This window comes from Galbibacter mesophilus (assembly GCF_023721415.1).
GTDB lineage: Bacteria > Bacteroidota > Bacteroidia > Flavobacteriales > Flavobacteriaceae > Galbibacter > Galbibacter mesophilus.
In genome coordinates this window covers 1162737-1177973 of sequence record NZ_JAMQVC010000001.1, presented here as the reverse complement: position 1 = coordinate 1177973, position 15237 = coordinate 1162737, and the positions used below count along the sequence as shown (strand labels likewise).

10 protein-coding genes are annotated in these 15237 nt (G+C 36.8%); 6 read left to right on the top strand and 4 right to left on the bottom strand.

Going from position 1 to position 15237, the window contains the following annotated elements; all coding sequences use genetic code 11:
- Positions 1-2: 2 nt before the first annotated feature.
- Positions 3-575: a MarC family protein gene (locus NDQ75_RS05060; RefSeq protein WP_202028309.1), complete on the bottom strand. Its 573-nt coding sequence runs from the start codon at positions 573-575 to the stop codon at positions 3-5.
- Between the two features lie 124 nt (positions 576-699).
- Between NDQ75_RS05060 and NDQ75_RS05055 the strand changes: the two genes are divergently transcribed.
- The 3 genes from NDQ75_RS05055 to NDQ75_RS05045 all read left to right on the top strand — a co-directional run bounded on the left by NDQ75_RS05055 (position 700) and on the right by NDQ75_RS05045 (position 5215).
- A complete protein-coding gene (locus NDQ75_RS05055; RefSeq protein WP_202028308.1) occupies positions 700-1269 on the top strand; it encodes a DUF3109 family protein in 570 nt (189 codons plus the stop codon).
- Positions 1270-1642: 373 nt separating this feature from the next.
- The gene (locus tag NDQ75_RS05050; RefSeq protein ID WP_202028307.1) at positions 1643-2623 is read left to right on the top strand and encodes a ribonucleotide-diphosphate reductase subunit beta; all 981 of its coding nucleotides are present in this window, start codon (positions 1643-1645) and stop codon (positions 2621-2623) included.
- Positions 2624-2782: 159 nt separating this feature from the next.
- Positions 2783-5215, top strand: coding sequence for a ribonucleoside-diphosphate reductase subunit alpha (locus NDQ75_RS05045; RefSeq protein WP_202028306.1), 2433 nt, complete (start codon positions 2783-2785; stop codon positions 5213-5215).
- Positions 5216-5301: 86 nt separating this feature from the next.
- Here NDQ75_RS05045 and NDQ75_RS05040 read toward each other — a convergent pair whose 3' ends face one another.
- Both NDQ75_RS05040 and NDQ75_RS05035 read right to left on the bottom strand, forming a co-directional pair.
- On the bottom strand, positions 5302-5901 hold the full coding sequence (locus tag NDQ75_RS05040; protein WP_202028305.1) for a response regulator transcription factor: 600 nt from the start codon (positions 5899-5901) through the stop codon (positions 5302-5304).
- Positions 5902-8940 carry a ligand-binding sensor domain-containing protein gene (locus NDQ75_RS05035; RefSeq protein WP_202028304.1) on the bottom strand — a complete coding sequence of 1013 codons (3039 nt, stop codon included), beginning with the start codon at positions 8938-8940 and terminating at the stop codon, positions 5902-5904.
- Between the two features lie 328 nt (positions 8941-9268).
- Here NDQ75_RS05035 and NDQ75_RS05030 point away from each other — a divergent pair, with 328 nt between their 5' ends.
- From NDQ75_RS05030 to NDQ75_RS05020, 3 genes are all read left to right on the top strand, one after another.
- Positions 9269-11068: a coiled-coil domain-containing protein gene (locus tag NDQ75_RS05030; protein ID WP_202028303.1), complete on the top strand. Its 1800-nt coding sequence runs from the start codon at positions 9269-9271 to the stop codon at positions 11066-11068.
- A 98-nt stretch (positions 11069-11166) separates the two neighbouring features.
- Positions 11167-11946 (top strand): BT1926 family outer membrane beta-barrel protein, encoded by a 780-nt coding sequence (locus NDQ75_RS05025; RefSeq protein ID WP_202028302.1) that lies wholly within the window; start codon positions 11167-11169, stop codon positions 11944-11946.
- Between the two features lie 274 nt (positions 11947-12220).
- Positions 12221-12847 carry an SDR family oxidoreductase gene (locus NDQ75_RS05020; protein WP_202028301.1) on the top strand — a complete coding sequence of 209 codons (627 nt, stop codon included), beginning with the start codon at positions 12221-12223 and terminating at the stop codon, positions 12845-12847.
- A gap of 93 nt (positions 12848-12940) precedes the next feature.
- Here the strand turns inward: NDQ75_RS05020 and NDQ75_RS05015 are convergent, their stop codons facing one another.
- Positions 12941-15226 carry an inorganic phosphate transporter gene (locus NDQ75_RS05015; protein ID WP_202028300.1) on the bottom strand — a complete coding sequence of 762 codons (2286 nt, stop codon included), beginning with the start codon at positions 15224-15226 and terminating at the stop codon, positions 12941-12943.
- Positions 15227-15237 lie beyond the last annotated feature (11 nt).

Sequence of the window (15237 nt, the reverse complement as noted above, 5' to 3'; positions counted from 1 at the left end):
GCTTAAAACAACCCAGTAACATTGCTTGCAAAAAGCTTAACTGCAATTGCCAACAAAACTACGCCAAAAACTTTACGTATAACAGCCAATCCAGATTTACCTAACACCTTTCCTATTTTGCTAGAGGACTTTAAAACCCCGTAAACAATGATTATGTTTACCACAATGGCCACAATAATGTTCTCCACATGATACTCTGCCCTTAAAGAAAGTAAGGTAGTCATGGTACCGGCACCGGCAATTAACGGAAAAGCTAATGGCACAATAGAGGCTGTTTCAGGTGCATCATCTTTATAGAGTGAAATCCCTAAAATCATTTCTATGGCTAGAAAAAATAAAATAAATGAACCGGCGACCGCAAAAGAATTTACATCAATCCCAATCAATTTTAAAATTTCTTCCCCAATAAACAGAAAAGCCACCATAATAACGGCCGCTACAATAGATGCTTTTTCCGATTGAATATGGCCAACTTTATTACGTAAATCGATAATTATAGGCACATTACCTACAATATCGATTACGGCAAAAAGGATCATTCCTGCTGTTACTATTTCTTTGATGCTGAAGTTCATAACCTTACTTTTAAAAAACGGTGCAAAGCTATAAATAACTAATTGATTTTTAGTCGCTAATTTCTATAAAAAGTGTAAAACTTTTTGTGCTTTTAAAGGCGCTAAAAATGCGTATCTTTGCGGCATGTTTCAACTAGGAAAAACAATCGTTTCAGAAGAGATTTTAGAGAATGATTTTGTATGCAACATTTCAGCATGCAAAGGGGCTTGCTGTGTGCATGGCGAGGCAGGTGCTCCCGTGGAGGATAATGAAACTAAAATTTTGCAAGAAATTTATCCAAAGGTGAAACCTTTTTTAAGAAAAGAAGGTATTAACGCTATTGAAAACCAAGGAACCTTCGTAAAAGGTGAAGATGGAGAATGGGAAACCCCATTGGTTAACGGCAGCGAATGTGCGTACGTTACTTTTACCGATAACGGCACAGCTCTGTGTGGAATAGAACAAGCCTACAATGCAGGGGAAGTAGCATGGAAAAAACCTATTTCCTGTTATTTATATCCAGTTAGGATTAAACAATATCAAGAATTTGCAGCGGTCAACTATCACAAATGGCACATCTGCGATGATGCCTGTTCACTTGGAAAAGAATTACAAGTGCCCGTTTATAAATTTGTGAAAGACGCACTTATTGAAAAATTCGGTGAACAATGGTATACTGAATTGGAGCAAGTGGCTAAAGATTTAGGACATTAATATTTTCTATCCGAAGAAAACAAATCAAAAGTATCTTTTTTTTATTTCTTAATACATTTTTTTCAATGGAACCGCTAGCGTTATTTTTTGTAGGTAACGCAATTTGTTCCAGCGTTTTAGATACTTCATCGTAGAATACCAAATACTTTTAACGATGTTTCTTGTTAATTCATCGAGCTTTTAACAAATTGATTAACAATATCTTAACAAGCCTTTGTTTTCAACAGCTCAAAGCACATTTCAACAATTCATGTTAAAAACTTTTAGAATTATTAATGTTAATAACCTTTCAATTTCGCCGTCATTTTTCAATCTTTGTTAGTCCCGAGTCACTCGAAAATTTCAAATAATAAATCGCTAAAAATCAGAAGAAATGTCAGCAGCAGTAGAGCCAATTTTACAAGAGAATAAAGACCGATTTGTCATTTTTCCTATTCAACACCATGATATTTGGGAGTGGTACAAGAAACAAGAGGCTTGTTTTTGGACCGCAGAGGAAATCGATCTTCATCAGGATTTGACGGATTGGAACTCAAAACTTAATGCCGACGAGCAATATTTTATAAAACACATTTTGGCCTTCTTTGCGGCTTCCGATGGTATTGTAAATGAAAATTTAGCTGAAAATTTTGTAAATGAAGTACAATATTCTGAAGCAAAATTCTTTTACGGTTTCCAAATTATGATGGAAAACATCCATTCTGAAACCTATTCGTTGCTGATTGATACGTACGTTAAAAACGAAAAAGAAAAAAATACGCTGTTTCAAGCTATTGAGAATTTCCCTGCCATTAAAAAGAAAGCCGATTGGGCCTTAAAGTGGATAGAATCTCCAAGCTTTGCAGAACGATTAATCGCTTTTGCTGCTGTAGAAGGAATATTCTTCTCTGGAGCTTTCTGTTCTATCTTCTGGTTGAAAAAACGCGGATTGATGCCGGGACTTACCTTTTCCAATGAACTTATTTCCCGTGATGAAGGAATGCACTGCGATTTTGCCGTTCACCTGCACAACAACCACTTGAAAAATAAAGTGAGTAAAGAGCGTATAAAAGAAATTATTATAGATGCTTTGGATATAGAGCGTGAGTTTATAACTGAATCGCTTCCTATTAGCTTAATTGGCATGAATGCTAAGCTAATGACGCAATATTTGGAATTTGTTACCGACAGGCTCTTGGTAGAATTGGAATGTGAGAAAGTTTACAATTCTAAAAATCCTTTTGATTTTATGGATATGATTTCCCTTCAAGGAAAAACAAATTTCTTTGAAAAAAGAGTATCAGAATATCAAAAAGCAGGCGTGCTAAGCAAAGATGACGACGACCAAAAAATTAGTTTTGACGCCGATTTCTAGAAAATTACTTCGGTAGTTTCTAAAAACCATTTTCAGTAAAAAATAAATAACCCTTGATACGGGCGTAAACCCCCAAGTTTACAAAAACATCAAAAAAATCATTCAGGCGTAAAGTCTGGACAGGAATCACTATCCTTTAACTTTAAAATTTTGTAGCGTATGTATGTAATCAAAAGAGACGGTAGGCAAGAACCCATCATGTTCGACAAAATTACGGCAAGAGTTCGTAAGCTTTGTTACGGTTTAAACGAATTAGTAGACCCTGTAAAAGTAGCCATGCGAGTAATAGAAGGGCTTTACGACGGTGTAACCACTTCAGAGTTGGATAATTTGGCAGCAGAAATTGCCGCTACAATGACTACCACTCACCCAGACTATGCACGTTTGGCAGCGAGAATTTCGGTTTCTAACCTTCATAAAAATACTAAAAAGTCGTTTTCTGAAACGATGACAGATCTTTATGAATACGTGAATCCGCGTACCGGCAAAAAAGCACCTTTACTTTCTGATGAAGTATATAAGGTAATTCAGGAGAATGCCGACAAACTGGATTCTATGATTATCTACAACCGTGATTTTGGATATGATTACTTCGGATTCAAAACGTTGGAACGCTCTTACCTTTTAAAGTTAAATGGAAAAATAGCGGAACGCCCACAACACATGTTGATGCGTGTTTCCGTAGGGATTCACCTAGACGACATAGACAGCGTACTGGAAACGTACGAACTTATGTCTAAAAAGTATTTTACGCACGCTACGCCTACCCTATTTAATTCAGGTACACCAAAACCGCAAATGTCTTCTTGCTTTTTGCTTACTGCAAAAGAAGATAGTATTGACGGTATTTACGATACGCTAAAACAAACGGCTAAAATATCACAATCTGCCGGTGGTATTGGACTTTCTATTCACAACATACGCGCTACAGGAAGTTATATTGCTGGAACTAACGGTACTTCCAACGGGATTGTTCCTATGCTAAAGGTTTTTAACGACACCGCTCGTTATGTAGATCAAGGTGGTGGAAAACGTAAAGGTTCTTTTGCTATTTATATTGAACCATGGCATGCCGATATTTTTGATTTCCTAGATCTTAAAAAGAACCACGGAAAAGAGGAAATGCGCGCCCGTGACCTTTTCTACGCCATGTGGATGCCAGATTTATTTATGAAGCGTGTTGAAGAGAACGGCGAATGGACACTTATGTGCCCGAATGAATGTCCTGGCCTTTGCGATGTACACAGCGAAGAGTTTGATGCATTATACACCAAATACGAAGCGGAAGGCAAAGGAAGAAAGACCATAAAAGCCCGTGAACTTTGGGAGAAAATACTGGAATCTCAAATTGAAACCGGTACTCCGTACATGCTTTACAAAGACGCGGCCAACAGAAAATCAAACCAAAAGAATTTGGGAACTATTCGTTCTTCCAACCTTTGTACTGAAATCATGGAGTACACTTCTCCAGATGAAGTAGCGGTTTGTAACTTGGCCTCTATCGCTTTACCAATGTTTGTAAAGGGAAAAGAATTCGACCACAAAGAATTGTATAAGGTTACCAAACGCGTAACCAAAAACCTTAACCGTGTAATCGACAGAAATTACTATCCAGTAAAAGAGGCGCAAAACTCTAATTTCCGTCATAGACCAATTGGTTTGGGGGTACAAGGACTGGCAGATACGTTTATAAAACTGCGCATGCCTTTTACTTCTGATGAAGCTAAAAAATTAAACCAAGATATTTTTGAAACACTCTATTTCGCTGCAGTAACTGCATCCATGGAAATGGCAAAAGAAGAAGGTGTTTACGAATCGTATGAAGGTTCTCCTATTTCTAAAGGCGAATTCCAACACAACCTTTGGGGAATTAAAGATGACGAACTTTCCGGTAATTGGGATTGGGAGAAATTGAGAAAAGACGTAAAGAAAAATGGAGTGCGAAACTCATTGTTAATGGCACCAATGCCAACAGCTTCTACTTCTCAAATTCTCGGAAACAACGAGTGTTTTGAGCCTTACACTTCCAATATTTATACAAGAAGGGTGCTTTCGGGAGAGTTTATCGTAGTAAACAAGCATCTTTTGGAAGATTTAGTAGAACTTGGACTGTGGACCGAAGAATTGAAGCAAGAGTTAATGAGAGCCAATGGTTCCATTCAGCATATTGAAACCATTCCGCAAGAAATTAGAGATCTTTATAAAACGGTTTGGGAATTGAGTATGAAAGACATTATCGACATGTCTCGCCACAGAGGATATTTCATAGATCAGTCACAATCGCTTAACCTGTTTATGGAAGGCGCCAATTACGCCAAGCTTACTTCTATGCATTTCTATGCTTGGAAAAGCGGCCTAAAAACAGGAATGTATTACTTACGTACGAAATCTGCAGTAGATGCTATTAAGTTTACGTTAGACAATACCAAGAAAACCGAAAAAGTTCCGGCTGAAGCAGCACAAATGCAAGCAGAAGCCGCAACAAAAGCAGCTCCCGTAGCTGTAGAACCGTTATCACCTCAAGAATTGAAGGAAATGTTGGCAAAATCGAGAGATGCCGAGGATGATGACTGCCTAATGTGTGGATCTTAGAGATCTTTTCATTTATATAATTGAGAAAGGGAAGTTGTGTAAAACAGCTTCCCTTTTTTTGTAACAGCACTTCAGCCAGTTATTACTTAAATCCACTGCATTTGCTTAGCCAATGCAATCAATTCGATTGAATTCTTAGTATTGGTTTTATTTAAAATGTTCTTTCTATGAGTAGAAACAGTTAAGGAACTTATACACAAATTATCGGCAATCTCTTTGGTTGTTTTGCCTAAGGACATATGCGCCACTACCTCGAGTTCCCTCCTAGTGACTTTTACTTCTGGAGAAAGTTTACACCCCTTTAAAACGTCACTCTTGTTGCCCTGATTGTTTTTAAGCGCCAATTTTAGGGTAAGGACAAGCTGATTGTTGTTAAATGGTTTTGTAAGGAAAGCATAAGGAGAAACCCGTTCCACTTTTTTTATTGTTTTATCATCGCTGTAAGCAGTTAAAAAAACAACCGGTATTTGATCTTTAATAACATCTTTCACGAAGTCAACCCCGTTTAATTGTTGATTTAAGTTAATATCGCAAACAGCAGCATCAAAACGATGTTGTTTAAAAAGAACTTCGCCCTTAGAATAACGAGTAGCAACAAGAACGTCGAAGTTATTTCTTGTTAAATCCAGTTGAATACTTTTAGCAATAACAATATCGTCCTCTAAAACCAAAATTTTCTTCCTCATTTAGCCGAAATTTTTACTTGTTGTTTCATAATTTCTTATTGAAGATTCCTTTCCCTTTTCCACAAAAACAAAATGGCTTCCTTTGGTTGTTTTCACTATAAACTCCATACCAAGTTCATCTATAAGAAGCTCTATCAATTTAAAGCCCATACTTTCTGAAGTGTCAATATCTTCTTTTGAACACCCCTTACCATTATCACGATATTCAAATACCAATTGATCATCTTGATTTTTCAAGAACAAAGATATTATCGGGGTATCCTTCGTGTCTTCGAAAGCATGTTTAATGGAATTAGTTATAAGCTCATTCAAAACAAGCCCAACATATGTCAATTTATCATTCGGAAATACCATCGGGATAAACTCTGTTTCAAGTTTGATGTAAAAACCCGAGAATGAAATAATATCTAAAGTAAGTTGATGAATAAATTTATCCAGCCGCACATTTTTGGAAATCTCCTTTTGCTGACTAAGGGAGTCATGAATTTTTGCTAGGGTAAAAATACGCGACTGCAACTGTTTAAGTTGACTACTTTGTAATTCGTCTCTGGAATTTATACTTTGAAAATCAATCAGACTTGTCATTAACTGCAAGTTGTTTTTAACTCTATGATTTAATTCTTGCATAAGGTATGAGATGTTCTTTTTTTGTTTTCTAGTAACCTCCAAAGAATCTTTTAGAGCAATATTCGTCTTTACAAGCTTATTGGTTCGCTCCTCAACCATTTCGCTCAACATTCTATTAACTTTTATTTGTCGTTTGTGCCTAAAATGAACCGCCCCTGCAAGAATCACAAAAAAGGAAAACGCCATCAATATTTTAAACCACAAGGTCTGGTACCAAGGTGCTTTAATGTTAATGCGAAAGCTATCTGTATTTCCCCATAACATTTCATTATTAGCGCCCTGTACCTTAAACGTATAGGTACCAGGGTTTAAGTTTGTGTAGGTTGAAGAATGTTGCTGGGTAACGGGTCGCCAGTCCTTATCAAAACCTTTCAGCATAAATCGGAAATGGTTTTTCTCCGGCCATAAATAATTTAAATTAACAAAGTTAAATGTAATTACATCTTCTTCATAGGACAAGTCAAGTGATTTATTGTAGACCACATTCGCGTCAATTGATTTCCCGAATAACTGAATATCTTCAACAATAGTATTTCCAGCAACATCATTCATAGCAATACTATCGATATTGATGATGTTGTAACCATTCATCCCCCCGAAATAGAGGTTTCCATAATTATCTTTATAGGAGGCTTTTCCGTTAAATTCATTGTTTTGAAGACCATCCTGTTCGGTGTAATTCGTAAATGTTTCGGTTTGCGTGTCAAGTTGGGACAAACCATAGTTTGTGCTCACCCAAATATTATTCTTTTTATCGACTTCGAGACCATAGATAAAATCATTTGGCAAACCTTCCTGCTGTTTGTAATAAGTTATTTCACCTGTTTCTGTATTTATTTTATTCAATCCCTTCGCTGTTCCAGCCCATATATTACCATTTAGGTCTTCAGCAATACAAAATACCCTTTCATTGGATAATGAACTGTAATACTCCGTTTCATCCTTATTCACTTGGTATAAACCATTATCGCTCGCAAGCCAAACATCACCATTAGAATCTACCAAACTATTTCTGGAACGGATTAAAGATGTACCGTTAAATACTTTTTTAGTCAGTTTTTGATTATGAATATTCATGGCATATATCCCTTCAGACCATGTATGAATCCATATAGAATCTTTTGATACTGGTGTAATTTGTATAACATCTTTATCTGAAATAGGCAACGTGACATTTTCAAAAATGTCTGATTTTCTATTATACCTCAAAAGGCCATCCCCGAAACCACCTGCCCATAACGTTCCCCTTGCGTCCTTAGCCAAGGTATAATCAAGATTGTTTGTAAGGTATAGTTTATATTGGTCTGTACTTTTTTGATGTCTAGCCAAGCCAAACTCAGTCGCCATCCATAAAGTATCGCCTTCTTTCAAGAAATTGAATATGCTAATAAAATCTTTTTTGGGAGCATTTGATACCGAAATGCGATGAGGTGTAAATTTTTGTTGTTCCGGATGATAATAAAACACCCCACGACCTTTAGTCCCCATCCAAATACCTCCTTGGTTATCTTTAGATAAACTACAGATGGTGGTCTGCATAGCACTCCCCTTATGCCCTATAAAAATAAGTTCCTTACATTGAAAATTACGATTTATCAGGTAATTATGGTTTGCGGCCGATACAAGAATATTTTTATCATCCCAACGAAAGAATCCAGATATATTCTTTTTTCCTATGGCGCTAGGCAACTCTTTAAGAACACCTTCAATTAAGTCATACACGAAAAGTCCTTTTTCGGTCCCAATGAGTATCCGCTCTTCATCCAGTTTTATTAGCGCCTGTACACCCTTAGGTTTCGCAACAAACGGAGATAAGCATTTTTCGGAAAAATTAAATACATAGGTTCTCTTGTAGTTTGTTGACAATAGAAAAGATCCATTTTTAAAAGGAATTATTGAAGTAATATACTCATTATCAACGCCACTATTTATCGGAAAAACTTCAAACTCCAATGTTTTTCGATCTATCAATACGCAATAATCGATAGTTCCCGCCAATAAATATCGTTCATTGATGGGGGTAAGCGTATATGCAAATTTTAGAGATGGAAATTTGTTAAAATCAAGTTTATCTTCAAAGGATAAGAATTTATTGCGCTTTTGAACATATGCGCAGATGGAATGTGTATTGGTAGCCAACCAAAGCGTATCATTACTGTGGTACATCGCTCTAATATGATCGTCTTTTAGTTGATGCGGCTTCGTACCAGTCTTGAAGACCGTCATCTGATGTCCGTTGTAACGATTCAAGCCATTCTCCGTTCCAATCCAAAGATACCCCAGACGATCAAAATCTAAGGTTAAAGCATTCAGTTGCGACAAACCATCTTCTTGGGCTATTGTTTTTACTGAAATAGTATCCGAAGGGATAAGCTGTGCCTTTCCGTAGAAAACAGAGGCACAAAAAAGCATAATGTATAGTTTTAATTGGTTTGGCATACTAGTTAGGGACGGGGAAAATAATATATATGAAAAAGATTACAAAATAATTTCTAAAATATACCTATAAATAGGTATATCCATTCCTAAAAAAATGTGTAATCAGCGCCAAAACATTCACTATACCATGCCTTAACAGCAATTCAGGTGTTTTTCCTGCAACAAATATCCTTGAAAATGTTAGGAAGAAATATTGTTAGATTGTTCTCCTCTCGCATCGAAATATACTTATAAATAGGTATTGTTTTCTACACAGGAAATACCTCCTTTTGTAACCGTAACACAATTTAAATCAATACCTATGAAAAATTTTAATCTAAGTTTACGAAAATCCTATTTGGTCACCTTACTGGGAGCAACAATGATTGCTTCTTGTTCTACAGACGACACTCCGTCTGAAGAAGTAACCGCAATTAGGCAAGCCGAATCGGCCAATTTAATGGCGAATGCAGAGGTTGCCGCAGCGCAGGCAGCCCTCATTAATGCTCAAGTACAAGTAGAAATTGCACAAGCTGCACAGATAGCACTGGAAAATGCACTACTAGAAATAGAAAATGCAACAGCTCAAGCAGAGGCAGACCTAACTTTTGCCCAGCTTCAAGAAGACATGTTAAGAGCGGAACAAGCAAAAGTAGAAGCACAACTTGCTTTGGATCAAGCAATCAATGCTATGCAAGAAGCCATGGCAGAAATGCAAGTAGAGGATGTGAAACAGCTAATGGGCAAACTTGCTGTGGAGCAAGAAAAAATGAATGGTTTGACAAACGAAAGACATGAACTTGCACAAAATATCAAACTTAAAAAGTATAGTCTCGAATTTGGTGTAGATCACTCTAATGAACAGGAATTAATTGGCTTAAATGCAGAGTTGGCCGACAGAAACGAATATATTTCAGATTTAGAATCCGATTTAGCTTTCTTGAAAGAAACCGCCGAAGGCAATCAAGATGTAGAAACAGTTTTAAACACACTTAAATCTGAAGAGATTGCACTACAACACAAAATCGATAGTTTAAGCAATATAGATTCCCAACTATCTATTGAAGCATCATCGGTATGGAATAAAATCAATGACGCCTTCAATTTAAAACAAACGTTCGAAAACTACTCCAATCAAGTTGCCAATTCTCAAGCTATAAAAGAGAACTTAGAAACTGAAATCGAAGATTTAAAACTAATGTTAACGGATGGCGAAGAAGAGTTGGCACTCAGCAAAAATAAATTGAGTGAAGCCAAAGCAAGGCTAACCACAGCAAATGCAGATTACGAAGCACGAATGGAAGCAACGGCTACTGCCAAAGCAAAATTACCTGCTTTGGAAACTGCAGTAGAATCAGCACAATTAGCATATAACACGGCGGTGGCCAAAAGAGACGAATACAACGGTACCGATCCAGCCGTAATCAGCCAATTGAATGAAGCTGTAACGGAAGCTGAAACAGCTTACAACGAAGCTGAAACAGCTTTAAATGAAGCAGAAGTAGTGTATAATGACAAATTAACACTACAGCAAGATTTCTACAACCGTGTGGTATTACATGAAGAAAACACCATTGAAAACCTTGAAAACAATATTACTTTTCTTACAAACTCACTGGAAACAGCCAAAATTGATATAAAAGACAAAGAGCTAGCGTTAGCAGAATATTCTTCAAACATGGTTCTTGCTCAAACTTTTATTGCTGAAAATGAAGAAGCCTACAACCTAGTGGTAGAAGAATATAGCAAGCTACTTGCTGAAATGCAAAAACTACAGGCTGAAAGAGCCGTTGTTGGCAATATGATGAACTCATTATACAACCAAAAAGCTAATAAAATGAGTTTGATTTCTCATTATACCAACATTGACAACAACAATGCTTACAACGATATAATGGTTAAAAATAAGGAAGAGCAAATCGCGAACGAACTTCTTAACTTAAAAGAACTAGAAGCCTATATCGGTGAAATTGAAAACAACATGATTGTTAATGCCGAAGATTTGCAACAAGAAATTGATATGCTAACAACAAAGCTTGCGTCTCTTGATTCCCAAATTGAAGGACAAACAGCTGTTGTTAACCACTACAAAGATTTACTATCTGCAGCCTTAACAGAATAACGTGATTGGGTATTGAAAAGAAGGCCACTATCCATTAATTTGAATTTAGCGGCCTTCTTTATCTCATGTTTAATTATAAATTTTAAATACTCAAAATCATGATTAGAAAAATTTTTGTAGCATGCGCATTATTGCTTTCAATACTAACTTATGCGCAATCAACTTCAGAAGGAACAACAACTCCGTTAAAAGGGGATTTCACTGGTTCTCTATTATTGGGCAGAGGGAGGTTTTTACAAGGTGGACTAACTGTTCCCCCACCTGTACCGCAAACCGTATCAGGCGACGCACCCTACAACAATACGGTAAGTGCAAACAGTAATGACGTCACAAATATGATTGGTGCAGAAGGTCGTTACTTCGTTACAGATCGTATATCCCTATTGATGAGCGGAGGTGCAATTATTAGAAAAACTCCAGGCATGACCAATATTCCAGGAGTGGATACGGGAAATAATGCTTCTTCTATTCCAGCATTCGAATCTGTCGTGGAAACAAGCAACGTAGACCTTAATGTAAATGTAGGTTCCCAGTACTTTTTTAATACAAAGTACAAACGGGTTCATCCTTATATGGGAGTAACCATTCCATTTTATTATGCTAAAAGATCACAATACGACCCTGCCATTCTCGGCAACGAAATAGTTGATGTAAGCGAGAGAAGAGTATCCTTGCATGGCATAGGTGCACAAAGCACAGCTGGAATAGATTATTATTTCGCCGAGGCATTATTTTTAGGAATTGAAATAAAAACTGTAAATTACGTTTTTGCTAAAACGAGTAAATATGCCGGACCTGGTTTTGGAGAAAGATCTGCCCAAACGTCTACAGTATCTTTCTTTTCCCAACCTTTTATTCGTTTAGGATTTAAGTTCTAAGGCATTCCTTATCTCTAAAATAAAGAATGAAAAAGATTTCATTTTTCCCTTCAAATACCTCGATGGGTTTTTTTAGACTCTAAATAGTCTGGCTACTCTGAGGATGTTAATTTAATACGTATAAAGAGACCGTTCTTCACGATTACGGTCTCTTTTACTTTGAAACAAAATCACTTAAAGCAATTGTCTTTTCAACTCTTAAACTTTCCAAAAACACCTGTTAATCAATGCTAATATTTTGCGCAACGCTTCTTAAAAGGGTAACTTAAACATTATGGAAAAAGCATTAGTAGCCGGTGCCAACGGTACCACAGGAAAAATAGTAGTTGCACTTTTGAATAAATCGCAATATTTCACACCAGTTGCCATGGTGCGTCAAAAGGATCAAATAGGTCAGTTTGAAGATAAAAACATTGAAACCATTTTAGGCGATTTGCAAGAAGATTTAACCCATACTGTAAAAGGTATAGACAAAATTATTTTTGCGGCTGGATCGGGCGGAAAAAACGTTGTAGAAGTAGATCAAGAAGGGGCTAAACGATTAATCGATGTAGCAAAAATAGCAAACGTGAAAAAATTTGTGATGCTGAGCTCCATGGGAGCGGATGAGCCGGAATCTGTAGAAAAACTACAAGACTATCTAAAAGCAAAGCAGAAGGCAGATGTTCATTTAAGGAACAGCGGATTAAACTATTCCATTGTACGCCCAGGAATGTTGAATAACGAGCAGCCCAGCGGAAAAATTCAATTAAGTGAAAAACTTAATAAACAAGGCGAAATTAGCAGAGCTGATGTTGCTCAAACCTTGGTAAGAGCTTTACACGACGATTCAGCCAACGAGAAAACCTTTGAAATTTTAAATGGAGAAACACTCATTGCTGAAGCTTTGGATAAAGCATAATTCATACAAAATATTAAATAAAAAAGCTTCCTGTGATAGGCAATAATATCCACAGGAAGCTTTTTGTATTCTGATAAATTTATTAAATCTTTTCTATTTATTATCGGTCTCTTCCGTATTTACAACCGGATGAGGAACCGAAGCATCATACTGATCGTAATATAATTCGAGCAGATTCATCGTCGCAACAATTAAATCCTTTGTTTCCGTTAGTAAACTGAAATACAAAGAGGTGTTTTTCGGACTGGATTCTTCGTTGCGTGTTCTAGAAATCTGTTTTTCAATTTTGTTGCTAACACTTTCCAACAACGCTTGTTTTTCCTCTATAATGTGATGAATATCTTCAAAAGCCCGTGCATCAAAACTCTTTTTGATTTTCTCAAACAAAGACTGTATATCATTTTGAAGATCTAGCAATTCTCTGGTCTGATTAAACTTGAGCTTTTTATGATTGTTATTTACATGTTTAAATGAAGCCTTTCCAATATATTCCAACGACTGCCCCATATCTTGTAAATACCCGAGCGCATTGATATAAAAATGACTGGCTCCAACACTGGATTCGTCAAGATTTTTAATAAAATAAAAAACGCTCTCTTGAAGTTCATCAATTTCCGAAGTCAGCTTAGCATTCCCTTTTTTCGACTTTTTGAGCAATTTCAAATCCTCCTTTGCAAGACCTGTAATCGCACCAGAATAAATTTTATGAGCTCTATTGGCCACTGCTGAAATATTATCGGCGCTTTCTTCGATAACTCCTTGAATGGAACTGCTTTCGGCTCTATTCAAACTGTCTTCCTCTTTAGCTCCGCTAGATTGTTTTTTATAATTAATGTAGTTTCTTGCCAAAAGAACAACGGCAAAAAACAAAAGGATAGCAATTGCTGCAGGACCGCCGATATAAATTAAATATGCCATCACAGAAGCCGCTACAAAAGCGATAATCGCGGTAAAAAACCAACCACCAATCACGTTAAAAACTCCTGCAACTCTGTAAACAGCACTTTCACGACCCCAAGCTCTGTCGGCTAGAGACGTACCCATGGCCACCATAAACGTAACGTAGGTAGTAGAAAGCGGTAACTTCATAGAAGTTGCAATGGAAATAAGAATACCGGCAATCATTAAGTTCACAGACGCACGGATAAGGTCGAAAGCTGGCGCCTCATTCGCTTTGTCCTTACTGATAGCCACAACAGGTTTTTCGAATTTAGCATTAATTTTGCGCTGCGTTTCTTTAGAAAGCAACATATTTATACCCAAACTTGTTTTCGTGGAAGCTCTCACAATCCATCTTGAAAGCAAGTTAGGCTGAAATTTTTCTTTTCCTTCATTCTGTCTTGAAAGTCCGATTTCCGTTTCCGCTACCGATCTCGCTTTTTTAGAAAACCATAAAGTTAAAACCATTACACCACCAGCAATGAAAAGTAGCAGTGGTTCTGTTGGCACTTTTTGAGCCAATGACCCCATTGCAAATTGATCTGGAGCAGCTCCAGAGGCTGCCCAAGCTTCGTAGGAGTGATATGCTGCCATTGGAACTCCAATAAAGTTTACCAAGTCGTTTCCAGAAAAGGCCAAGGCCAATCCAAAAGTACCGACAGCAATAATAACCACTAAAATATTTTTCTTAAATACAGTAGCGTACAACTGTGAAAACAAGGTCCAAACGATAAAACTTCCTATAAGAACATATACTTCATTTCCTTCAGTAAAATCTTTTAAATCTGCATAATACGGAGTCCCTTTCAATCCCTTCATGAAGATGAAATAAGTAATTCCCGTTAAGGCACCTCCACCAAAAAGCGCTCCGAAGTACTTCATTTTCTTTTCATACTGAAAGGAAAAAATAAGTCGTGATATAAATTGTACCAAGGCACCAACTGTAAAGGCAATTACTACGGAAAGTAAAATCCCGGAAATAATAACTAAAGCTTGATCTGAATTAATATATTTTGATAAATCGGCTACCGTTTCAGTGTCGTTGGCCGCAATTTTAATTAACGCTACGGCAACCGCTGCTCCTAGCAATTCGAATACTATGGAAACCGTTGTAGAAGTTGGCATTCCCAAGGTATTGAAAAAGTCTAACAAGAGAATATCTGTAATCATTACAGCCATGAAAATGACCATAATTTCATTAAACATAAACTCTTTCGGCATAAAAATCCCTTTACGGGCCACTTCCATCATTCCACTTGAAAACACAGCTCCGATAAAAATACCAATACTGGCAATAATCATAATGGATTTAAAGGAAATCGCTTTGGAACCAATAGCAGAGTTCAAGAAATTAACCGCATCGTTGCTTACTCCAACCACAAGATCTGCCACTGCTAAAATGGCCAATGCAACAATCATTAAAAAATAGATATTCTCCATAACTTAAAATA